Annotated in this window: 17 protein-coding genes; 2 read left to right on the top strand and 15 right to left on the bottom strand. The window is 59.6% G+C overall.

Annotated elements, in window-relative coordinates; all coding sequences use genetic code 11:
- Window positions 1-20: 20 nt before the first annotated feature.
- The gene (gene ppk2, locus ACR0AI_RS15925; protein WP_170379135.1) at window positions 21-938 is read right to left on the bottom strand and encodes a polyphosphate kinase 2; all 918 of its coding nucleotides are present in this window, start codon (window positions 936-938) and stop codon (window positions 21-23) included.
- A 220-nt stretch (window positions 939-1,158) separates the two neighbouring features.
- Window positions 1,159-1,617, bottom strand: coding sequence for an Lrp/AsnC family transcriptional regulator (locus ACR0AI_RS15920; protein WP_170553779.1), 459 nt, complete (start codon window positions 1,615-1,617; stop codon window positions 1,159-1,161).
- 138 nt (window positions 1,618-1,755) lie between these two features.
- Here ACR0AI_RS15920 and ald point away from each other — a divergent pair, with 138 nt between their 5' ends.
- Window positions 1,756-2,874 (top strand): alanine dehydrogenase, encoded by a 1,119-nt coding sequence (gene ald / locus ACR0AI_RS15915; RefSeq protein WP_480675463.1) that lies wholly within the window; start codon window positions 1,756-1,758, stop codon window positions 2,872-2,874.
- Window positions 2,875-3,069: 195 nt separating this feature from the next.
- Here the strand turns inward: ald and ACR0AI_RS15910 are convergent, their stop codons facing one another.
- Window positions 3,070-3,882, bottom strand: a complete 813-nt coding sequence (locus ACR0AI_RS15910; protein WP_480675461.1) for a mechanosensitive ion channel family protein — start codon at window positions 3,880-3,882, stop codon at window positions 3,070-3,072.
- A 211-nt stretch (window positions 3,883-4,093) separates the two neighbouring features.
- Between ACR0AI_RS15910 and ACR0AI_RS15905 the strand changes: the two genes are divergently transcribed.
- Complete coding sequence (locus ACR0AI_RS15905) at window positions 4,094-4,792, top strand: glutathione S-transferase family protein (RefSeq protein WP_480675459.1); 699 nt, start codon at window positions 4,094-4,096, stop codon at window positions 4,790-4,792.
- 48 nt (window positions 4,793-4,840) lie between these two features.
- Here the strand turns inward: ACR0AI_RS15905 and ACR0AI_RS15900 are convergent, their stop codons facing one another.
- From ACR0AI_RS15900 to ACR0AI_RS15845, 12 genes are all read right to left on the bottom strand, one after another.
- Window positions 4,841-5,287, bottom strand: coding sequence for a YtoQ family protein (locus ACR0AI_RS15900; protein ID WP_170379140.1), 447 nt, complete (start codon window positions 5,285-5,287; stop codon window positions 4,841-4,843).
- An 80-nt stretch (window positions 5,288-5,367) separates the two neighbouring features.
- A complete protein-coding gene (gene pheT, locus ACR0AI_RS15895; RefSeq protein WP_480675457.1) occupies window positions 5,368-7,764 on the bottom strand; it encodes a phenylalanine--tRNA ligase subunit beta in 2,397 nt (798 codons plus the stop codon).
- A 78-nt stretch (window positions 7,765-7,842) separates the two neighbouring features.
- Window positions 7,843-8,646 carry a CE1 family esterase gene (locus ACR0AI_RS15890; RefSeq protein ID WP_480675455.1) on the bottom strand — a complete coding sequence of 268 codons (804 nt, stop codon included), beginning with the start codon at window positions 8,644-8,646 and terminating at the stop codon, window positions 7,843-7,845.
- Between the two features lie 248 nt (window positions 8,647-8,894).
- Window positions 8,895-9,332: a hypothetical protein gene (locus tag ACR0AI_RS15885; protein WP_480701402.1), complete on the bottom strand. Its 438-nt coding sequence runs from the start codon at window positions 9,330-9,332 to the stop codon at window positions 8,895-8,897.
- A complete protein-coding gene (gene pheS, locus ACR0AI_RS15880) occupies window positions 9,329-10,402 on the bottom strand; it encodes a phenylalanine--tRNA ligase subunit alpha (RefSeq protein WP_170480999.1) in 1,074 nt (357 codons plus the stop codon). The genes ACR0AI_RS15885 and pheS overlap by 4 nt, the downstream gene beginning before the upstream one ends.
- A gap of 70 nt (window positions 10,403-10,472) precedes the next feature.
- Window positions 10,473-11,843 (bottom strand): glutamate--cysteine ligase, encoded by a 1,371-nt coding sequence (locus ACR0AI_RS15875; RefSeq protein WP_480675451.1) that lies wholly within the window; start codon window positions 11,841-11,843, stop codon window positions 10,473-10,475.
- A 65-nt stretch (window positions 11,844-11,908) separates the two neighbouring features.
- A complete protein-coding gene (locus tag ACR0AI_RS15870; protein WP_170481003.1) occupies window positions 11,909-12,436 on the bottom strand; it encodes a hypothetical protein in 528 nt (175 codons plus the stop codon).
- Window positions 12,437-12,539: 103 nt separating this feature from the next.
- Window positions 12,540-13,841: an HlyD family type I secretion periplasmic adaptor subunit gene (locus ACR0AI_RS15865; protein ID WP_480675449.1), complete on the bottom strand. Its 1,302-nt coding sequence runs from the start codon at window positions 13,839-13,841 to the stop codon at window positions 12,540-12,542.
- Window positions 13,842-13,843: 2 nt separating this feature from the next.
- Window positions 13,844-15,964, bottom strand: a complete 2,121-nt coding sequence (locus ACR0AI_RS15860) for a type I secretion system permease/ATPase (protein WP_480675447.1) — start codon at window positions 15,962-15,964, stop codon at window positions 13,844-13,846.
- Between the two features lie 7 nt (window positions 15,965-15,971).
- Window positions 15,972-17,288 carry a TolC family protein gene (locus ACR0AI_RS15855; RefSeq protein ID WP_480675445.1) on the bottom strand — a complete coding sequence of 439 codons (1,317 nt, stop codon included), beginning with the start codon at window positions 17,286-17,288 and terminating at the stop codon, window positions 15,972-15,974.
- Window positions 17,285-18,043: a SapC family protein gene (locus ACR0AI_RS15850; RefSeq protein WP_480675443.1), complete on the bottom strand. Its 759-nt coding sequence runs from the start codon at window positions 18,041-18,043 to the stop codon at window positions 17,285-17,287. Before ACR0AI_RS15850 ends, ACR0AI_RS15855 begins: the two co-directional genes overlap by 4 nt.
- 17 nt (window positions 18,044-18,060) lie before the next feature.
- Window positions 18,061-22,664: beta strand repeat-containing protein (locus ACR0AI_RS15845; protein ID WP_480701400.1), on the bottom strand; the 4,604-nt coding region annotated here is incomplete at its 5' end.

Here is a 22,664-nt window from a genome sequence, read left to right as displayed (position 1 = left end):
CTCGCATCCTCAAAGCACGATCAGTAGATCTTGGGTACGTGCAGCTCGTCCGGCAGAACGCGGCGTTCGTAGTCCGGATTGTAGCGGCGATCGGGCAGATTGACCCTCTCATGCGGAACATCCGTATAGGGGATCATGGTCAGAAGATGCTCGATACAGTTCAGACGCTCGCGTTTCTTGTCATTACCTTCCACAATGTACCACGGCGCTTCGGGGATATTGGTGCGGAAGAACATATCTTCTTTCGCCTTGGTGTAGGATTCCCAGCGTATGCGGGATTCCAGGTCCATGGGCGACAGCTTCCACTGTTTCATCGGATCATGGATACGCATAAGGAATCGCAGCTGCTGTTCTTCATCCGTGATCGAGAACCAGTATTTCAGCAAGATGATCCCCGAGCGCACCAACATACGCTCAAACTCCGGAACGTCCTGAAAGAACTGCTCAACCTGATCCTCGGTCGCAAAGCCCATCACCCGTTCCACGCCTGCACGGTTGTACCAGGAGCGGTCGAACAGAACGATCTCACCGGCCGCAGGCAGATGCGGCACGTAGCGCTGGAAATACCACTGGCTTTGTTCCCGGCGACTTGGGGCTGGCAGGGCAACCACCCGCGCCACACGCGGATTGAGGCGCTGGGTGATCCGCTTGATCACGCCCCCCTTGCCCGCACTGTCACGGCCTTCAAACAGGATACAGACCTTGGCACCGGTGTGCTGCACCCAATCCTGCACCTTGATCAACTCGGCCTGAAGACGTAGCAGGTTTCGGAAATAGACCTTCCGGTCCAGCATGTCCGGATGCTGTTCCCGATAGATCTTGCGAACTTCCATCGACAGCATCGGCTCACTGAATTCGATCTCGAAGTCCTCATCCAGCGTATCTTCCAGCTCAGCCTCCAACCAGTCTTTGGGGGCGCCATCGTTTTCGTAGGCCAAGGTCAACTCCTTATTATTCTTCGGGTTCCCACCCTGGCAGGTTTGTGTAACCGCCTGATGTCATCAGATGAATTGATGACATCGCGCTGCCGGGATCAGGGGGAGGCGCAGCGCGAGGGTCTCGTCGTATCAATTTTGGACGCCCCGCCCCGGGGATACAAGCCGTAGAATTGACGCAAGGCAGTCCTTTGCCTTTCTACGCGCAGAAAATAGGCGCCGTTCAAACCGGTAGGGCGGTTGTCTTGAAGACCGTGCGCAAAGCGAAAGAGCTTTGCATCTGCGCCACTTTGGGCAGCCGTGACAGGTATTGACGGTGGATCCGGGCGAAATCCTCGGTATCTTCGGCCACCACTTTCAGGATGTAGTCAGCAGTTCCGGCCATCAGATGGCATTCCAGAACGTCAGGGATACGCGAAACAGCCTTTTCGAACGCGTCCAGAACTTCTTCGGCCTGGCCCTGCAATGTGATCTCGACAAAGACGGTCGTCGGCACATTCATCTTGCGCGCATCCAGCAAAGCCACGTAATTGCGAATATAGCCATCAGCCTCAAGCCGTTGCACCCGGCGATGGCACGCCGAGGGGGACAGATTCACCTGCTCCGACAGCTCGGCATTCGACATTCGACCATTGCGCTGCAGCGCAGAAAGTATCTTCCGATCAGTCGTGTCTAGGCTCATTGCTGCAAATCCTTTGCGAGATTTTCGCAGTCTACGCGAAAATCTTCCGACAAAAAACACAAAGCCCCGTCTTGTTTCACAAAAATTGCGCCTTGAATTGCACATAATTTAGGCAGTTTATGAACGGAGACGGTGCAGATGAAAATCGGTTGCCCCAAGGAAATCAAACCCCAGGAATTTCGCGTCGGCATGACGCCCAACGCCGCGCAGGAAGCGGTTGCGCGCGGACACGACGTGCTGATCGAATCCGGTGCCGGCATTGGCGCAGGATTTGACGATGCCGCCTATATCGCCGCTGGCGCGGGCATCGTGGACACCGCAGAAGAGGTTTTTGCCACGGCCGACATGATCGTGAAGGTCAAGGAACCTCAGGCCGGTGAGCGCAAGATGCTGCGCGAAGGCCAATTGCTGTTCACCTACCTGCACCTCGCCCCGGACCCGGATCAGACCCACGACCTGTTGACCTCAGGCTGTACAGCAATCGCCTATGAGACCGTCACAGACGCAAGCGGCGGTCTTCCTCTGCTTGCGCCCATGTCCGAGGTTGCGGGCCGTCTGGCACCTCAGGTCGGGTCTTGGACCCTGCAGAAGGCCAATGGTGGCCGAGGCGTACTGATGGGCGGCGTTCCCGGCGTTGGTCCAGCCAAGGTCGTCGTGATTGGTGGCGGTGTCGTCGGCACCCACGCAGCCAAGATCGCTGCAGGTATGGGCGCAGATGTGACGGTTCTTGACCGCTCACTGCCTCGGCTGCGCTATCTGGACGACGTATTCGGCGGGCAATTCAAGAACCAATACTCGACGGCTGGCGCGACGGCTGAACTGATCCAGGACGCCGATATGGTGATCGGAGCCGTTCTGATCCCGGGCGCTGCCGCTCCGAAACTGATCAGCCGCGAGCAACTGTCAACGATGAAGCCCGGTGCGGTGCTGGTGGATGTGGCTATCGACCAGGGCGGCTGCTTTGAAACCTCGCGCGCAACTACTCATGCCGATCCGATCTACGAGGTCGATGGCGTGATGCACTATTGCGTCGCCAACATGCCGGGCGCGGTGGCCCGGACCTCGACCATCGCTTTGGGCAACGCGACGATGCCGTTCATGCTGGCGCTGGCGGACAAAGGTTGGAAACAGGCCTGTCAGGACGACCTACACCTGCTGGCGGGTCTAAACGTTCACGCCGGACAACTGACTTATTATGCGGTTGGCAAAGCCCTCGGCATCGACGTCGTCTCCCCCAATGTGGTGATCAAGTCGTAACAACTCCCGCCCCTGAAATCGCCTTTTTGCCAAAAGGCGATTTAAAGCGTTGGGCATGGCGCCACGCCTATTGGCGCGGCGCGGGTGGTCTTGAACGACACCCCATCCGCAAAAACGAAAGCGCCGCACAAATGTGCGGCGCTTGGCCCAACGGGAGGAGGGCATTTCCAATGCCCGCGCGACGGCCGGGAGCGTTCAGCCCTCTTTGTGGATCTCCACCGAATGCGGATAGGGGATCGAGACGCCCTTCGCATCGAAGGCTTCTTTCACAGCTTTGGTCAGTTCGAATTTCACATCCCAATAGTCCGCCGCTGCACACCACAGACGTGCGGTCAGATCGACCGAGCTATCGCCCAGATTGGTCACACGCACCCAGGGCTCCGGATCTTTGTGAATACGCGCATCCGCGTTCGCAACGTCCAGAATGATCTTCATCGCCTCATCTGCACTGTCGCCATAGTCGATCCCGAACACCAGATCCACACGGCGCGTGTCATGTGCCGAGTAGTTGGTGATGATCGACCCCCAGGATTGCCCGTTTGGCACGATAATCTGCACATTATCCGGCGTCACCAATTCGGTCGTGAACAGGTTGAGGTCTTTCACTGTCCCCGCTGTCCCGCCGATGTCAACAAACTGGCCCAGTTTATAAGGCCGGAACACCACCAGCATCACACCAGCTGCCAGATCGCTGAGTGTCCCCTGCAACGCTAGACCAATCGCCAGAGACGCGGCACCCAAAATGGCCACGATGCTTGTCGCCTGGATCCCGAAAATCCCGAGAACAGCGACCAGAACCATCGCCAGGATCACCCATTTGACGAGGCTGGCCACGAAATTGCCCAATGTCGGGTCGATCTGCGGGGTCGCGTTGATGCGCCGCCGCACCATGCCACCGATTGCTCCGGCGACGATCCAGCCCAAAATCAGTACGATCAGCGCTTTGACCGCGCTCATGATCAGAGGCGCAAAAGCACCCACCTGTGTTGCAACTTCATCCACGCGCATTTCCTTTCTCAAACATCAATCCCGCGGCTTTCGCGCGGGAGTCACTGAATTGTGAGCGAAAAACGCAAATCGGTCTAGGTGCGAGTTGCTGCCGTTTTCCCCATTGTTCGCCAGCAAACAACGGGTGACCTACACTGCACAGCTTGGGGGGCTGACAAATACGCGACTCCGTGCCTAACTCAAACGAAACCGCCCGAACAGGAGCTTTCGCATGCTGGACACTGCCTCATTCCCGATCATGGCCAAATGGCCGCCGCAACACCCCGATCGCCTACAGCTCTATTCCTTCCCGACACCCAACGGGGTCAAAGCCTCGATCATGTTGGAAGAAACCGGCCTGCCTTATGAGGCTCACAAGGTCACACTGGCCGATGCCGATGTCAAAAGCCCCGAGTTTCTGTCGCTGAACCCTAACAACAAAATCCCCGCGATCATTGACCCCAATGGCCCGGATGGCACCCCCATTGGCGTGTTCGAGAGCGGCGCGATCCTGCTCTATCTGGCCGAGAAAACCGGGCAGTTCATCGGCCAATCCACCACCGACAAGCATCGCATCACGCAATGGCTGATGTTCCAGATGGGGGGCCTTGGGCCGATGCTCGGACAATTGGGCTTTTTCTACAAATTCGCTGGCAGCGAGATCGAAGACCCCCGCCCGCGCGAGCGCTATATCAATGAGGCCAAGCGCTTGCTCAACGTCCTGAACCAGGAACTCGAGGGGCAAGACTGGATCGCCGGAGACTACTCGATCGCCGATATGGCCATCGCGCCCTGGCTACGCGGGCTGGATTTCTATGGTGCCAAAGAGGTCGTTGGGTGGGACGACCACGCCAATCTTACGGCCTATCTGGATCGGTTCCTTGACCGCCCCGCCGTTCAAAAAGGCTTGGTTACACCCGCCCGCGACTGACCCCAAAGGGGCTTGCGACCATCCCGGCGCGCAAGCCCTTTTCGCCGCCTAGCCCGGCAGTGCGCCGGTCAGAACATAGCGCAGGATCTCCACCACCTGGCGTGGCTCCTCCGCAACCGCCAGAGCGGCAGCGTCAACCTCTTTCAACGCGTGCTGATGATCTGGGCCGTGCAGCACAATGATCGACTTGCCCAAAGCAGCCGCGTAGCCCGCGTCAAAGGCAGCGTTCCACTGCTTGTATTTGTCACCGAACCGGACAACCACAACATCCGCATCCGAGATCCCCTTGCGCGTCCGGATCGCATTCACCATCGCACCTTTGTGGTCGTGCCAATACTTGTTCGGCTCTGCGCCCAAAACGGCTACACCACAATCATCACTGGCCGCGTGATCAGTCACCGGGCTGCTGAACGTGACATCCAATCCCTCGGCACCCGAAATGATCTGCTCACGCCAATCGGTGTGAATCTCGCCAGACAGATAAACTTTCAACATCTTGCGTTTCCTCCCATGAAAAAGGGGCGCATTCGCCCCTTCATCTTTCTAAAAATCTTCTGACCGAGGGTGGATCACCCTTAGCCGCGCAGAACGCCGCCTGTGGCTTTCGATACCTTGGCGATGATCTTCTCTGCCACGGCCTCGATATCCTTTTCCTTCAGCGTCGCATCTTTTGGCTGCAATCGCACGGTGATGGCCAGAGATTTCTTGCCCTCACCGAGGCTGCCGCCGATGAACTCATCAAAAACGCGAACGTCTTCGATCAAGGCCTTGTCAGCCCCCGCTGCAGCATTCACCAAAGTCAGAGCTTCGACAGTATCATCGACCACAAAGGCAAAGTCACGCTCGACCGCTTGAAGATCGCGCAGTTCCAGCGCGGCGCGGGTTGCGCCGGATTTGCGCGGCAGCGGCACCTCATCCGGCCAGATGGTGAACGCCATCGCTGGACCTTTGATATCCATCGCCTGAAGGATGCGCGGATGCAACTCACCAAACACGCCCAGAACCTTTTTCGGGCCGAGGCAGATTTTGCCGTGACGACCTGGATGCCACCAGGCGTCTCCGTCGCGCAGGATCTGAACCTTCGCCGGAGCGCCGATTGCAGCCAGAACTGCCTCGGCATCCGCTTTGGCGTCAAAGAGGTCAACCGGGCGGGACGCGCCGTGGACGTCTTTGGGACCGTTACGGCCAACCAGCAGGCCGGAGATCTCTGTCTTCTGATCGCCCGGCTCGCCGTCATGGAAGACCGGGCCAACCTCGAACAAGGCCACGTCAGCATAGCCGCGTGCCTGATTGCGCGCTGCCGCTTGCAGCAGGCTGGGCAACAGGTCCGGGCGCATGTGGCTCATCTCGGACGAGATCGGGTTTTCCAGACGCGTCGCGTCATCTCCGCCGCCGAACAGCGCAGCCGAGGCCTGATCAATGAAGGTATACGAGACGCATTCGTTATAGCCCAATGCCGCACAGGTGCGCCGCGCCATCGACTGACGACGCTGTGTCGGGGTCATCACTGGTTTGGGGATGCCATCGGTCACGCGCGGTAAGGGCTTACCTTGCAGCTTGGTCAGAGACGCGATCCGCGCGACTTCTTCCACCAGATCGGCCTCGCCCATCACATCGGGACGCCAGCTGGGCACATGCGCCATCTCGCCTTCCAGACGGAAGCCCAGACGGGTCAGAGTCTGGCGCTGCTCGCTTTCTGGAATATCCATCCCGACCAGAGACTGCACACGCGCCGCGTCCAACTTGTAGGCCCGCGCATGGTTCGGAGCCTTGCCAGCCTCAACCACCTTGGAGACCTCACCGCCGCAGATATCCAGGATCATCTGGGTCGCCTGCTCCAACCCTTCCAGCGTGTATTCCGGGTCGATCCCACGCTCGAACCGATAGCGCGCATCCGAGTTGATCTTGAGTGCACGACCGGTCAGCGCGATTTGCACGTGATCCCAGAACGCGCTTTCGAGGAAGACGTTCACGGTCTCTTCGGTGCAGCCGGTTTCCTCACCGCCCATGATACCGGCGATGGACTCAGGCCCCTTGTCGTCCGAAATCACCATCATGCCGGGCTGCAGCGTGTATTCTTTCTCATCCAGCGCCACCAGTTTCTCACCGCCCTTGGCACGGTGAACGCGCAGATTGCCCTGCACCTTGTCCGCGTCAAACACGTGCAGCGGGCGGTTCTGGTCGTAGGTCATGTAGTTGGTGATATCGACCAGGGCCGAGATCGGACGCAGACCGATTGCCTTCAACTGATCCTGCAACCACTGCGGGCTGGGGCCATTCTTCACTCCACGGATCAGACGGCCGGTGAAATGAGGCGCGCCGTCCAGCGTGTCCTCATCAATTGTCACCTGGATCGGGCTGTCGAAATCACCCGGCACCGGCGCATAGGCGCGCTCTTTCAGCTTGCCAACGCCGCGCGCGGCCAGATCTCGCGCAATACCTGAGACACCCAACGCATCCGGGCGGTTGGGGGTGATCGCGATCTCGATCATCGGGTCGATTTTGGAGGGGTCATTCTCTGCCAGCCAGTCGACGAACCTGTCGCCGACGTCACCCGAAGGCAGCTCGATGATGCCGTCGTGCTCATCCGACAGCTCCAACTCACGCTCCGAGGCCATCATGCCAAAGCTCTCAACGCCCCGGATCTTGCCGACGCTGATGGTGATATCCAGACCGGGGATATACATGCCCGGTTTGCAGACTACGACAGTGATGCCTTCGCGTGCGTTTGGGGCACCGCAGATGATCTGCAGATCGCCCTCATCCGTCTCAACCGTGCAGACGCGCAGCTTGTCGGCGTCGGGGTGTTTCTCGGCATGTTTCACATGGCCCAAGGTAAAGCCCGCCAGACGGTCCGCCGGGTTCACGACCTCTTCGACCTCAAGGCCAAGATCGGTCAGCGCCTCAGTGATCTCATCAACCGACGCATCGGTGTCGAGGTGGTCTTTCAGCCAGGACAGAGTGAATTTCATTGCTCGGGGCCTTTTTTGGCAGATATCCAGTCGGCACAGGCAATGACAAAGAATGCGCCAAGGTGCAAGCGCCGCGGGTCACGGATAGGTGGGGGTGCGGCCCAAAAGCTCGTCCAATTGCCGCCCGATCCAGCCATGGGGGATGAAATGCCCACCCGGATGGGTATCCAGCACCACCTGCCCCTGCGCGCAATCGGTCCATTCCACCCGGCTGAGGGTCAGGATCGGCACCACGCTCCAATCGCCGCGCGGGGTTGCGTCGTGGCAGTCGTATTTCGCGCGCCACAGAGCCACCGGATAGGTCGTGTCACCATTCGCGCCATAGGGAAAATCCATCACCGTATCGCTGAGGCCATGCACATGGCGCGCCTCAAGCGGGGCTTCGGGGCAGTCTTCAGTCTGGCGGATGCTGCCGGCAACGGCCAGCAAGGCGGCGACGTCATTGCCCGACTGGCACACATAGCGCCACGCCATCGCGCCGCCGAAGGAATATCCCGAGACATAGATACGCTCCGGATCAACCGGATAGCGCTTGGCGACATCCTCCAACACGCGGTCGGCAAAGGGCACATCACCCGTGCCCGAGGTCCAGAAATCCCAGCTTTTGCCCAGCCCGTTCGGGGCCACCAGCAAAACGCCACGCAGCTTGGTCGCCCCGGCAATGCGCTCATGGTTCACCACCACAGTCCCCTGCCGCGCCCAGCCATGGAAATGCAACAACACTGGCAGAGGCGTTTCGCCGTCCCACCCCTCAGGCTCCAGCACATGGTAGGAGCGGTCGCCGACCTCACAGGCCGTATCGCCATGGCAATCGGATTTCCAAGGTTCCATGGCGAGCGCCGGGGTTGCGGTCAGCAGAAGAAATAGCAGTCGATAGATCATAGGCCGGAGCCTAGCCGCCTGACGCGGACTGTCACGTCACAACCCTGTGGGAACCTGTAACAAGCCGCGCGACCGCCAGACCGCGGGATGGCGATCCAAGGTTTGTGTTGGGCACTTTATGCCAGCCAAATCCGCGTGCTGTTCGAGCGTTGCGCTGCCGGAGGCAAATCGCCAGCCTGTGCGGGCGGTCTGGCGATCGCGCGGCGGCCTATCGGCCTTTGCTCCGCGCTTAGTTCATCACTAGAAGATCAGCGGCTCACACCCAAGCCAATAAGCACCAACGCGGCAGCAACGATGACGCAAACTGGCAAAACGAAGTATTTCGCAAACACACCTAAAACACCTGCGATTGAGGTCTTGTTCTCGCGTTGTGCTTGCTTTTCCAGTTTTTCAGCTTTTCGTTTGTTTTCTAGATACTCTTGACCGCGTAGGGTGAGCTTTAGGCTGTCGATGCCATCCTTTGTAAAGATGCCATCAACCAAGCGCTCTTTGCGAAGCATAGAGAGATAGTGATCTCTCTCGGAGATAGACATCCCGACTTTCGCTTCTGCTTTATCGGTATATTGAGGCGAGTTCGGATACATCGCGTTTAATCGTTCAGCCTTGTCGTCAAAAGAGGCTCCGGAAACACCCGAAGCCTCAATGTACTCCATAAGTTGGAGAAGCTTGTCAGAATCGCCCGTCACCTACTCAAACCACCATGCAGGTTCGGCATATCCAGAGCCGCAAACCCATAGTGGCGCAGCCAGCGCAGGTCAGAGTCAAAGAACGCCCGTAGGTCAGGAATGCCGTATTTCAGCATCGCCAGACGGTCTATCCCGATGCCGAACGCAAAGCCTTGATAGACCTCGGGGTCGATCCCACCAGCGGCGATCACCTTGGGGTGGACCATGCCGGAGCCCAGAATCTCCATCCAGTCGTCGCCCTCGCCGATCTTCAGCTGACCATTGTCCCAGGAACAGCGGATATCGACCTCGGCTGAGGGTTCCGTGAACGGGAAATGCGAGGCGCGGAAGCGCAGTTCGACGTCGTCAACCTCAAAGAAGGCCTTCACGAACTCTTCCAGAACCCATTTCAGGTTCGCCATCGAGATGTCTTTGTCGATGGCCAGCCCCTCGACCTGATGGAACATCGGCGTGTGGGTCTGGTCATAGTCGGCACGGTACACACCGCCCGGACAGATCACGCGGATCGGAGCGCCCTGTTTCTCCATCGAGCGGATCTGCACCGGAGACGTATGCGTCCGCAGCACATGCGGCGGGCGATCATCGCCCTCGCCGCGATGCATGTAGAACGTGTCCATCTCGGCCCTTGCAGGGTGGTGACCGGGGATGTTCAGGGCGTCAAAGTTATACCAGTCGTCCTCGATCCGAGGACCTTCAGCCACGGCAAAGCCCAATTCGGCAAAGATCGCGGTCAGTTCCTCGGTCGCCTGGCTGATCGGATGGATCGAGCCCTCACGGCGCGCGCGGGTCGGCAGGGTGACGTCCAGCCATTCGGTGCGCAGACGCTCATCCAGCGCGGCATCAGCCAGAGCGGCCTTCTTCGCGGAGAGCGCCGAGTTTATCTCATCCTTCAAGGCGTTCAGCGCGGGGCCTGCGACCTGACGCTCTTCGGGGGTCATCTTGCCCAGCTCGCGCATCTTCAGCGCGACCTCGCCTTTTTTGCCCACGGCAGCGACGCGGATCGCCTCAAGCGCGTTCTCGTCGCCGGCCTCGGCGATTTGGCCCAGATATTTTGCCTTAAGATCGTCCATGACGCCCTCTGAATTTGGTCGCCAACCTGCTATCGGGCCAGCCCCGCGAATGCAAGCGGGACCGGGCGGATCAATAGCTGTATTCGGGGAAAATCCGGGTCAGGTCGCCGTTCCAGTCGCCATTGTAGTGTTCCAGCAACTCATCGGCAGGCACCTTGCCGGTGTCGATGCTTTCTTTCAACGCGTTCAGGAAATGCGTTTCATCCGGGACCAGACCGCCAGCACCGGGGAAAGCACGGGCTTTCAGACCAGCCTCAGAGATCGCCACGACCTCACGCGCCAGATCGTGCATGTTGATACCCCCAACTTGGGCCTGCAACCCGTTGACCGCGGCCTGAACACGCAGTTCCTCGCGGGTTTCAGCATCCCAGCCTTTGACCAGATCCCACGCCGAATCCAACGCGGTTTGGTCATAGGTCAGGCCGACCCAGAAGGCCGGCAGCGCGCACAGGCGGCGCCACGGACCACCATCGGCACCGCGCATTTCCATGAATTTCTTGATCCGCGCTTCGGGGAAGGCCGTGGTCAGATGGTCCGCCCAGTCGGACAGGGTCGGTGTTTCACCCGGCAGAGCGGGCAGCTCGCCCTTCAGGAAGTCGCGGAAGGACATGCCCAGCGCGTTGATATACTGGCCATCGCGATAGACGAAATACATCGGCACATCGAGCGCGTATTGAACGTAGCGCTCGAACCCGAAGCCCTCTTCGAACACGAAAGGCAGCATGCCGGTGCGCGCATCGTCCAGATGCCGCCAGATGTGGCTGCGCCAACTTTTCTGGCCGTTCACCTTGCCCTCAAAGAACGGAGAGTTTGCGAACAGTGCCGTGGCCACCGGTTGCAGCGCCAGCGCCACGCGCAGTTTCTGCACCATGTCTGCCTCTGAGCCGAAGTCGATATTGACCTGAACCGTGCAGGTCCGGCGCATCATGGCACGGCCCATGGTGCCGACTTCTTCCATGTAGTCGTTCATCAGCCGATAGCGCCCCTTGGGCATCAACGGCATCTCTTCATGGGTCCAGATCGGAGCAGCGCCCAGACCGATGAAGCCCACGCCGATCTCATCGGCGATATCCTTCACCTCACGCAAGTGGGTGTTCACCTCATCGCAGGTCTCGTGGATCGTCTCGAGTGGAGCGCCCGACAATTCCAGCGCGCCGCCGGGTTCCAGGCTGACATTTGCGCCGTCTTTTTCCAGCCCGATCAGATGGCCCGCTTCGCGCACCTCGGCCCAGCCATGGCGGTCGCGCAGCCCTTCAAGCACCGCAACGATGGAGCGTTTGCCTTCAAAAGGCAGCGGTTTGAGGGTGTCTTTGCAATAGCCGAACTTCTCATGCTCGGTCCCGATGCGCCAATCGGCTTTGGGCTTGCAGCCCGATTCCAGATATTCGGCCAATTGCTCGTGGCGCTCGATCGGACCGCCGCCGGACTGAGGGATGGACATGAACCGATCTCCGATCCTGATGTGTCTGTCTTATCGGTCAGTCCTGAGCGCAAACCGCGCCAGTGTCAATGCAGCCGAAGATGAGCCGGGCGCGAGGAGGTTTTTTCCCAGATCACCACAGGATGGCGCGACCCGCCGTGGAGTTCGGCCAGCATCTGTTGCGTTTTCAATCCCGGCAGCGCCGAGAACACATCGAACAGCGCCTCGGCCCCTTCTGCATTCACAGGAATGTGAAGCGTCGGTTGCCCCGGTTGGTCCAACACCCAATGCGCCGGGCTTGAGGTCGGATCAAGCGCGAGTCGCTCAATCTCGCGCGTTGCCACCATGCCGCCATCCAGCGGGCCGAGATAGGTGATCTGCCCCTCATCGACGCTGACGACGCCCTGCCCGCCTGCCCCGGTCCGAAACCGGGCACGCTGCACGCCGATCACGGTCAGAGCGACTGCGACGGCCACCAGTACCCATCCCAGAACGCCCAGCAGACCGCCGGGTCCACTGACCCAGCTGAGGCCCAGAACCAGAACGAAACCGGCCGCGACAACCTCGCGCCAGCGCCAGAGGGCCAATTTGGCTTCGGGTCGAATGAAACTCATATCGGTGTTCCTGTTTCAGCGCTTGGACGTGATGGGCGATGCCCAGCCCCCTCAAAATCGGGCCGAGCGGCGCAGAGTTCAAGAGGGGGTTTCGGTTCCCGACTTAATCCCGGAAGGCGCGATCTTTGACGCGGATCACCGGTTTGGTCAGATATTCCAGCACCGTCTTCGGCTCGGACAGCATATCGACCTGCGCAACCATGCCGGGGATCACGTCCAGTTTCTGCCCATCCGCATCGGTGAGCGAGCCGTCCAACTGAATCTCGACCACATAAACCGAGGTTTCCCCATCCGGGGCCAGAATCGTATCCGCCCCGATCCGTGTCACCCGCCCATCCAGCGCGCCATAGCGCGAGGCGTCATAGGCGGTAATGCGCACTTTCACGTCCTGATCGGGTCGGATGAAGGCGATGTCATCAGGAGCAACATAGGCCTCGACCGTGACGGTTTCGCCAAAGGGCACGATCTCGGCCACAGTCTGGCCTTGCTGCGCAACTCCGCCCAATGTCGAGATCAGCACCTGATTGACCACGCCACGCGCCGGGGCCCGGATTTCCGCCCGCGCCAATCGGGCCTGCAGCGCGGGAATGCGGGTTTCAAGCGCGGCCAGTCCAGCCTGTGTTTCGGTCAATTCCCTATTGGCGATGGAGCGAAACTCCCGCTTGCGGGCAACGATCTGGCTGTCGATCTCGGTCAGGGCAGCCTGCGCCATCAGGATGCGGTTTCCGGCGTCACTCAACTGCCCGTTCTGGCGGCTGAGTTCCCGGCGCAGGTCGATCATGGCGATGGGGCTTTCGATCCGACGCTCGACCAGAGGCTGGATCACGCCGATCTCTTCCTCCAGCAGGCCGATGGTCTCATTGTTCACATCCTTGCTGATCCGGGCGGCCTCGATCTCGGCCAACTTGATCTCGCGCCGGGCGTCCAGAACCTCAAGATCGGCGGTCAGATGCGCTTCCATGGCCAGGAACAGATCCCGTTCCGCATCAAGCAGTTTCCCCTCGACGCCCTCGCGATCCGGCATGTCGAACGGCTCTCCGGCAATTTGCGCCTCAAGCCGGGCGCGGCGCAGGCGCAGGGCGGTGGCCTCAGATACGGCGGTGTCCAGCTCGGCCCGCAACAGCGCGGGGTCGAAGCGCATCAGGACGTCCCCGGCCTCAACCGTGTCGCCGACGCGGATGTTGATCTCGGTAATGGTGCCGGTTTCCGCCGCCTGAACCACCTGCACAAGCTGCGAGGGCACCACGCGCGCCTCGGCCCGCGTTACATCGTCGATCTCGGTGAAATAGGCCCAGGTCAGCACAACGGCCAGCAAGGTCACGACCGACAGCAGGATCAGGCCACCGGCGGCACCACGCCTGCCGCGCAGCTCGCGCGCTGTTGCTGTGAAATCTGCCCCGGCCATCCTTACGCCTCCTTCACGGCGCGTGCCGCCGGGCGGTTGCGGACCAGCATATCGTCCTTGCTGCCGTCATAAGTGACTTTGCCGCCGTTCAGAACAATCACCCGGTCCACCAATTGCAACAGGCTGGTTCTGTGCGTCACCAGCACCAGCGTCCGGTCATCCGACAGCCAGCTTTTCAGGTTCTCGATCACCTGCGATTCCGTCTGCACATCCATGCCCGAGGTCGGCTCGTCCATCACAAGTGTCGGCGGATCACCAATCAGCGCCCGCGCGATGGCCACCGCCTGACGCTGCCCGCCAGACACACCTGCGCCGCCCTCATGCACCTGCATGTCATAGCCATGTGGATGCGCCGCCGCGATCCGATCGGCCAGCGAGATGGCGGCCTTGCTATGAGCCTCATCATCCGTCACACCAAACCGCCCGGCGATGATGTTTTCGCGCAACGTGCCCGAGAACAGCCAGCAATCCTGCAACACCGCCCCGATATTGCGCGTCTTGTCCGCAGGATCCACGGCGCGTGCATCCAGACCGTCCAGCAGAACCGCGCCGTCATCGGGTTCGTAGAGGCCCAGAATAAGGCGCGCCAGAGTGCTTTTGCCCGACCCAACAGGGCCGAGAATGGCAACCTTCTCACCGGGCTTGATGGACAGGTCGATATCCTTGAGGATCGAACCCAACGCCTCATCATAGGCAAAGCTGACGCCTTTGAATTCGATCTGCCCCGCGATCGTGCGGCGCGACAGATAGCGGCGACCGGCCTCACGCTCGACCTCCTGCTGCATCAGCGCGTCGATCTGGCCATAGGCGACCCGCGCCTGATTCAGCCGCGTTAACACCTGTGCCAATTGCGACAGGGGGGCCAATGTCTTGCCCGTGAGGATCACACAGGCGATCAGCGCGCCCATCGAGATCACCCCGTCCCGTATCAGGAAAACGCCATAGAACACGATGGCGACCTGCGCGATCTGCTGCACCAGAAGCGTCAGGTTCACCGTGCCCTGAGACACCAACCGCGTCTTGCCGGAACTGTCCGCTTGCGCCCGCACCGTATCGTCCCAGCGAGCGCGCATGACCGGTTCCGCACCGGTGGTCTTGAGCGTCTCCATCCCCGTCAGGGTTTCCATCAGAACCGATTGTTTGGTCTGCCCATCAACACTGGATTCGCGCGCATAGCGGCTGAGGAACGGCTGCGCCAGCAGGCCGGACAGCAGAGTAATCGGCACCGCAATCGCCGGGACCAGCGCCAGCGGGCCACCGATGGCCCAAATCACCCCGATAAACACCAGCAGGAACGGCAGATCGACCAGCGCGACCAGAGAGGCCGAGGTGAAGAAATCCCGCACCACCTCAAAATCCCGCAGGATTGAGGCCATGCGCCCGTTCTGCCCGCCCCGCGCCTTCATCTTCAGCGCCATGAGTTGGTTGAACAGACGCTCAGCAATCTTCATATCCGCGCGCTTTCCGGCCGTATCGATAAAGCGCGACCGCAGGTTCTTGATCAAAAAGTCGAACAGAAGCGCGAACCCGACCCCGGCGACCAGCGCCAACAGGCTGTCCACCGCCTCATTCGGCAGGATGCGGTCATAAACCACCATGGTGAACAGTGAGGTCGCCAGCCCCAAAATGCTGGTCACCATCGCCGCGAGGATGATCTGAACATACACGCCACGCAGATCGCTGAACGCCGACCAGAACCAATGGCCTTGTGGGGTCGTGCGATCTTCGTCCGAGCGGCGGGCGCGTGAGGCGCGCAGGATCCAGCGCGCTTTGGCAATACGCCTGTCCTTGCGTCGCCAGATCTGAGGTTCAGCGGATCCGCTGCTGGCATCAATGACAAGAAAGCGGTCCTTGTCTTCGCGGTCGAGAACCACAAACGGCATCCCATCCGCGTCAAAGGCCAGAACCGGGAACAGGATCGGGTCCATCTTGGTCAACCGCGCCTTGCCGAAATCGGCTTTGTATCCGGCGGCCTCAAGCGCGCTGACCGCATCCTTGACCGCGAAAGCCTCACTGCTGCCTTTGAAAACGCGGAACAAATCCGCCTCGGACAGCCCGTGGCCCAACCGCTCTGTCAAAAGCTGAAGATGTGTGATCAGCGGGTCTGTGGCGGTTGGGGTCATGGGGATATCACAAGGTTGGATCAGTCGGTTGTGCGACGCCCAGCGCATCCAGAATATCACCTGTCACCGCAAGCACCGCATATTCGGCCCGGCGCGCCTGTGCCTCAAGCTGGATGACCCGGACCTGAGCCAGGTTCAGCTCGCGCAGAGCGTCCAGAATTTGCACGATGGTCGAACGCCCGATGTTGAACTGCCCCCGCGCCGCATCAAGCGCCTGCTCGTTGATCTCAACCGCCCGGCGGGCCGTCGCAAGACGCCGCTGGATTGAGTTCGTCTCTTCCAGTGCCTGAGACAGATTGCGCTGCAACTCGCGGCGCAGCTCTTCTGCATCGGCCTCACTCTGCTGCAGATTAGCCCGTGCCGTTTCTACATTGGCGCGGGCCGATCCACCCTGATAGATCGGGACATTGACGCCCAGACGGGCCTGCGCCCCGTTGTCGATACTGCCTTCGTTAAAGTCGGTCTCAAGGATCGCGGACAGGGTCGGGCGAGTGGCGCGCTCGGCCACGACAACCTCTTGCTGACGCACCTCACTGACGGCGACCTGTGTGCGCAGACGCGGGCTGCGTTCGACCATAGCCTGCGAGGTTGTGCCCGCCAGAACCGGGGCCGGAGGGATCGTTGGAATAGCACTCGGGCGGCTGCCGAACACTTCAATCCAGGTGGCTGTCGCCAGTTCAACATCCGTTTCAGCCTGCGCCAACTCGGTCTCGGCATTGGATTGACGGCCTTGACCGGCGAGCAAATCCGCCACCGATCCGGCACCGGCATCGAATCGGGATTGGAGGTCGCTGACCAGCGCCTCAGTGCGTTCAAGGTTCTGCCGGGCCTGATCTTCAAGACGACGGTTGCGGTCAAGGTCGATGATGGCCTCGATCGCCTCGAAGCTTTGGGCGCTTAGCTCGGACAACTCGCTTAGCCAGGTCTGGCGCGCCTCGATCTGGCGCAGCCCGACGCGGCCTGAAACCTTGCCACCGTCATAGATGATCTGGCTTAGGCGTAGGATCGGAACCGTATCTCCGTCAGAGGTCAGAGAGGTTTCGGCGTTCAGCTGGGGTCGGAACGCACCCCTTTCGGCCTCGATCCGGGATTGCGAAGCCAGAACATTGGCAGTTCCGGCCGCAGTCGTCGGAGAGGTGGCGACGGATCTACGCACCAGCTCGGCAAATTCCGTGCGAGCAACGTTGCCCTTCAAATTGCTTTGCGCCGCCGCAGGCTGCGCGTCGGGTTCGGCTGAAGGGTCGAACGACTGCGTGCCCTGCAAATCCTCACTGCACCCCGCCAAAACAAGTGTGGTCATCACAACCGACAACCAAGTCTTCATGGTGCCAACACTCCTGGTTTTAGTTCAGCGCCCTCCAGAAGATCATCGGTCAATGCATCCAAAAAGGCGCGGTCTTCCTCTCGCGTTACAGGAGTATTTTGCGGTTGGGAAGCAACCTTGGGCCTTGCCGTTCTTTTTAAATGATTGCGTGACAATAACTGCGCATATGCCGCCCCCAGCGCACCTGATTTCGCAAGCTCAGAAAGGGTATCTGCTGGCAGAGCGCGCAGTGCATCCTCATCCGTTTGAAACAGCTGGACGGTGTCACTGGCTTGTAGAGGTCTCGTTTTCAGAACACCCACCTCGTGCAAAGCTACACCGATTTTATGCAGCGCATCCAAGCCCTTGACAAAACGAGAGAACGCGTTGGTAACCGGCTCCAAACTCGGGTGCAATTGCGCGTCGTCATAGATCGGGTGCCCAGTTTCGCCGATGCAGTCTGGGTCTTGCCAGATGCCAAGCACGAAACTGTCCGCGTCCGGCAGAAGGGTGAACGGATACATGCGCAAGAGGAACGGCACATGGTTCAATTTCAGCCCTGCGTCCGAGTTCAACGGCGCAAGCGGGTACCACTTGCCGCGGGCCTGCGCAAAATACCAGGGCATCTCAAGCGTCACCGACGACAGCTCCGACACCCCGACCAGAACCGAGGGCACATGATCGGCAAAACCGAAATCGGAAGGACTGCGCCAGCGTAAACCGGCGCAGTCCTTGTGTGTCAGGGGTCGCGGCGTGATCGCGACGGGTGAAGTCATAGGCACCCTCCGGAGCGTTAAACCAACTCAGACGCGGGCGGCAGGTCGATCTCGGAATAGACCAGGAAGCCGTCGAGGTTGTAGCCACCCACATTGCTGCCAGAAAGCCCACTGACATCCGCATTGGTAAAGCTCGCGATTGTGTCGCCAAGGGTATAGTTTGCCCCAGGTGCGCCACCTTCGATCAGATCCTGCAACACTGCGTTGCCGCTTTGATCGAAGAACAGAGCGTATTCGCCCGGTCCAATTGGATCAAAAGTTGCGGCGATCGAGTCCAGATCCCCTTGATCGGTCGCATCGTCGACCTCCCATGCGATCGAGAACACGGCCAGATCTTCTTCGACCACAATGCGGTCGCCGGAATCTTCGCTATCGGTGAAGCGGAAACCGTTGATCACGTTGGTGCCCGAGTCGGCAGGGTCGATATAGATGAACGCACGATCCTCCGCCGGTGTGCCTCCTGCGATATCAACCGTGTCGGCGCCACCCCCGAGGATGATGGCTGCGTTGCCGCCACCATTAAAGGTCACGGTATCATCGCCGCCGCCCGCCTCGATCCAGTGATCGACGCCTTCGATACGGATATCCTGCGCCGCGTCATCGGCGACAACGATCAGATCGCGCGCCCCAAGGCCGAGCGAGTAGTCGATCGCACCTTCATTCGTGGCACTGTCCAGCATTGCAGCAAAGTCAGCAAACGGAATTCCCAGATCAGTCAGCGACCAGACCGGGCTGCCATCCAAGGTAAGGGTGGCTGCGTCGACCGTGCCCGAGAGAACTTCGCTGCCGGGTAGGCCGGACAGAGACAACCCACTGCCGGTGACCGACAAGGCGTAGTTTTCCGCTGCACCAATTTCGAAGAATGTGAACTCGGTCGTCGATTGCGTCTGCAGGAACTCGGTGATGTCCGACGCGATCAGAGCAAGGTTCCCCGCGCCAGCGACTGTCAGCGTGGCCGGATTGTTCATCCGCCCTGGTGACAGTGAAAGAATCTCTTCTGCGATGGAATTCTCAAGATCCTGTGCGCTCCGACCCACAAGTGTGACCGAGTCATCGGGGCTGAGGTTGAAGCGCAGAGATGCCTGACCGTCAAAGGTAACATCCTCATAGTCCGGCAGCCCGAATTCAAAGGCACCATTCCGAGCTTGTAGTTGATCGACGTCGATATCGAAATTGTAGACGACATCATGACCCTCACCCACAATGAAGATGTCCTCGGACGCACCACCCGTATAGGTGTCTACACCGCCGCGCCCTTCGAGGACCGAGCCGGTATCCGCCGCCGTCAGTGTGTCATCGCCGGTACGCGAGCCACGAACCTCTTCGACATTCGACAACGTATGGGTAAAGGCTTGGCCGTCCCAAATACCGGTTGCGATACCTGTTTCCAGGTTCACCGTCACGCCGGTGGTGACATCGCCGCGGTCATAACGCACGACGTCATACCCACCAGCCGCATTCAGAACATCCGTACCTGCGCCCAGAATGAAGCGTTCATCCCGGTCCGAGCCGGTCACGTTGTCATCCTCGTCAAAGGTCCTCAGCTCGATCCGACCACCCGAGCCGGTCACGTTCAGGTCAATGGAACCACCTGCAAAGGTGATGTCGCCGGTATCAAGGTTTGCAGTCGTCGCGCCACCGCCCGTATCAATGCGGATGATGCCCGAGTTCAGATTGGCGTTAATGGTGTCATTGCCGCCCGCATAAAATGCTCCGAACCACGAGAAACCGCTGCCCTGAGTGATGTTGATCGTGTCATCCCCAGAGGTGCTCGAGATTCCCAGACCAAAGGCTTCGCCAGCTGCAAGCGGATCGGTAATGGTATCCACGCCATCCCCGCCCTTGTTGACCACACCATTGTTGTTGGCAAAATCAACGAAGGCCTCTATCGGTCCGGTCAGCCCGTCATAGCGCAACTCGACAAAGCTCTCACTGTCCACGTTTGACAGAAAAAACTCATCATCCCCGAGCGAGCCGTTGATGACGTCATCTCCATCACCGCTAGACAGCGGGTTGATGAAGTCATTGCCATCGGTTCCATCGATAACATCCGGACCGTCCGTTCCGATGATCGGATTGACCGCAAAGCGATCCGCGTATTCCTGCTGGAAGTTCGCAACCGTCCAGTCTTCGAACAGGATCGTCGCGCCATCCGGCAGGGTAATCCTGACATCATCGCCGATCTGCTCGGCGTTTTGCACGGCCAGAGCGACCTCTTCATCTGTGGCATTGTTGTCCAGTTCGATGTCGTCGATCCCGGCCTCAAAGTCGCGAATGATGTCATTACCACGTCCAACGATGAACAAGTCTTCGCCAGCGTTGCCCTGCAACGTATCATCACCTTCGCCGCCGATGAGGATATCCTCACCCGCGCCGCCAGTGATGGCGTCATTGCCACCGCGACCATCCAGGAACGCGTCCGTATCCGCCGCAGTCAGGGTATCATCTCCCGTCCGAGAACCGCGCACTGCTTCGACATTGGACAAGCTGTGTTCAAAAGCCTGACCATCCCACAAGCCGGTCGCGATCCCGGTGGCAAGGTTCACGGTCACACCCGTCGTCACATCACCACGGTCATAGCGCACGGTGTCAAAACCTGCGCCACCGTCAAGCGTGTCGGTCCCTGCACCCAAAATGAACCGCTCATCCGCGTCCGAACCGGTGATGAAATCGTCTTCGTCAAATGTCCGCAGCTCTATCCGACCGCCAGAGCCTGTCGCATTCAATTGGATGCTTCCGCTAGCAAAGCTGATCAGGCCAGTCGAAAGATCGGCCGTGGTCGCCTCACCACTTGTATCGACACGGACGATACCTTCGTTCAGGCTGGCATTGATCACGTCATTGCCACCGGCATAAACAACCCCAGCCCACGAAAAGCCAGTACCCTGCGTGATATTGTAGGTGTCATTGCCAGCGGTTCCGACAAGACCGATACCAAGAGATTCCCCGGTTGTGTTGGGGTTGGTCAGCGAGTCGAACCCGTCCGCGCCCTTGTCGACAAAGCCCGTATTGTTGGCATAGTCGATCGAGGCCGTGATCGGGCCGTCTAGCACTGAATAATTCAGCTCGACAAAGCTTTCACCACCCGAGTTCGAGAAGTCGATCTCATCATCTCCAGTCGAGGCGTTGATGAGGTCAAACCCATCATCATTGCCCTGCGGGTCGATGAAGTCATCACCAGCGGTACCGTCCAGAACATCATCACCAAACGTGCCGATAATGTCGGAACCACTACCCCCGATTTCATCTTGTAGATCCGCTACAGTCCAACCCTCGAAACGCACAGTCGCACCGGTTGAGACAAAGGTGACAACTACTGCGTCGCCATCTTGCACTGCGTCTGCAATGGCTTGATCGATTTCCGCTTCCGAATAAGCCGGTTCGAGTTCGATTGTGTCGACGGAGTCGCCTTCATAGTCCTGAATTGTGTCGTTGCCACGCCCGACAAAGAACGTATCAGCACCGCTGCCGCCGACCAGCACGTCGTCTCCGGCACCGCCGATCAGCGTGTCATCGCCACCGCGGCCGTCAAGGAAGGAACCACTATCTGCCGCCGTCAGGCCGTCACCCCCGGTCCGCGAGCCGCGTACCTGTTCGACATTCGACAAGCTGTGCGAGAAGGCCTGACCTCCCCATGTACCAGTTGCAACGCCTGTTTCAAGGTTGACAGTTACGCCATCAGAAACGGGGAAGCGGTCATAACGCACGAGGTCAATCCCGTCGCCTGCATCCAGCGTGTCGTTTCCGGCCCCAAGAATGAAACGCTCATCCAAGGCCGAGCCGGTAACAGTGTCGTCACCATCGCCGGTCACCAGCTCAACCCGGCCACCAGAACCGGTGACATTGAGGTCGATCGAGCCACCAAAGAATGAAATGTCGCCTGTGGTCAAATCTGCTGTCACGTCTTCGGACTCCGAAGACGTAACGCGTACAACACTCGAATTGAGCGCCAAATTGACGGTGTCATGACCACCCGCATAGACGATCGCCGTGAAGGTTCCCGCATCGTTTTGAGTGATGGTGTAGGTATCATCTGCAGCAGTGCCAAAAATATCAATCCCGTTGGCCTCACCAGTTGTGTTCGGGTTGATCAACGTATCCGTTCCATCAACTCCGCCGACGCCTTTGACCACCTGTCCCTCGTTGAGCGAGTAGTCCAGCGTCACATCAATCGGACCGCTCAAACCACCATATTCCAACGTAACAAAGCTATCGGCGCCGGTATTGGTCAGGTCGATCGTATCATTGCCCAGTGACCCAATAACCCGGTCCGGGTCATTCCCATCGTTACCTTGCGGATCAATCGTGTCATCGCCGTCAGTGCCAACAAGCAGGTCATTGCCAGACGTACCCACGATATCCGAGCCACCACCAGCGTTTTCAGCCTGTAGCTCGGCAACCGTCCAGCCCTCCAGCCGGAGCGTTGCACCGGTCGAGGCGAAAGTGACTACCACCGCGTCGCCATCCTGCACAGCCGCCGCAACAGCTGCGTCAATTTCGGCCTCGGTGTAGGCAGGGTCCAGCTCGATCGTGTCGATGGCGTCGCCCTGATAGTCCTGAATGGTGTCGTTGCCACGTCCGACAAAGAACGTATCCGCACCATCACCACCGATCAGCAGGT

This window comes from Ruegeria sp. BG3 (genome assembly GCF_056538485.1).
The sequence above is the reverse complement of the archived record's forward strand: the minus strand, read 5'-3'. Positions and strand labels throughout refer to the sequence as shown.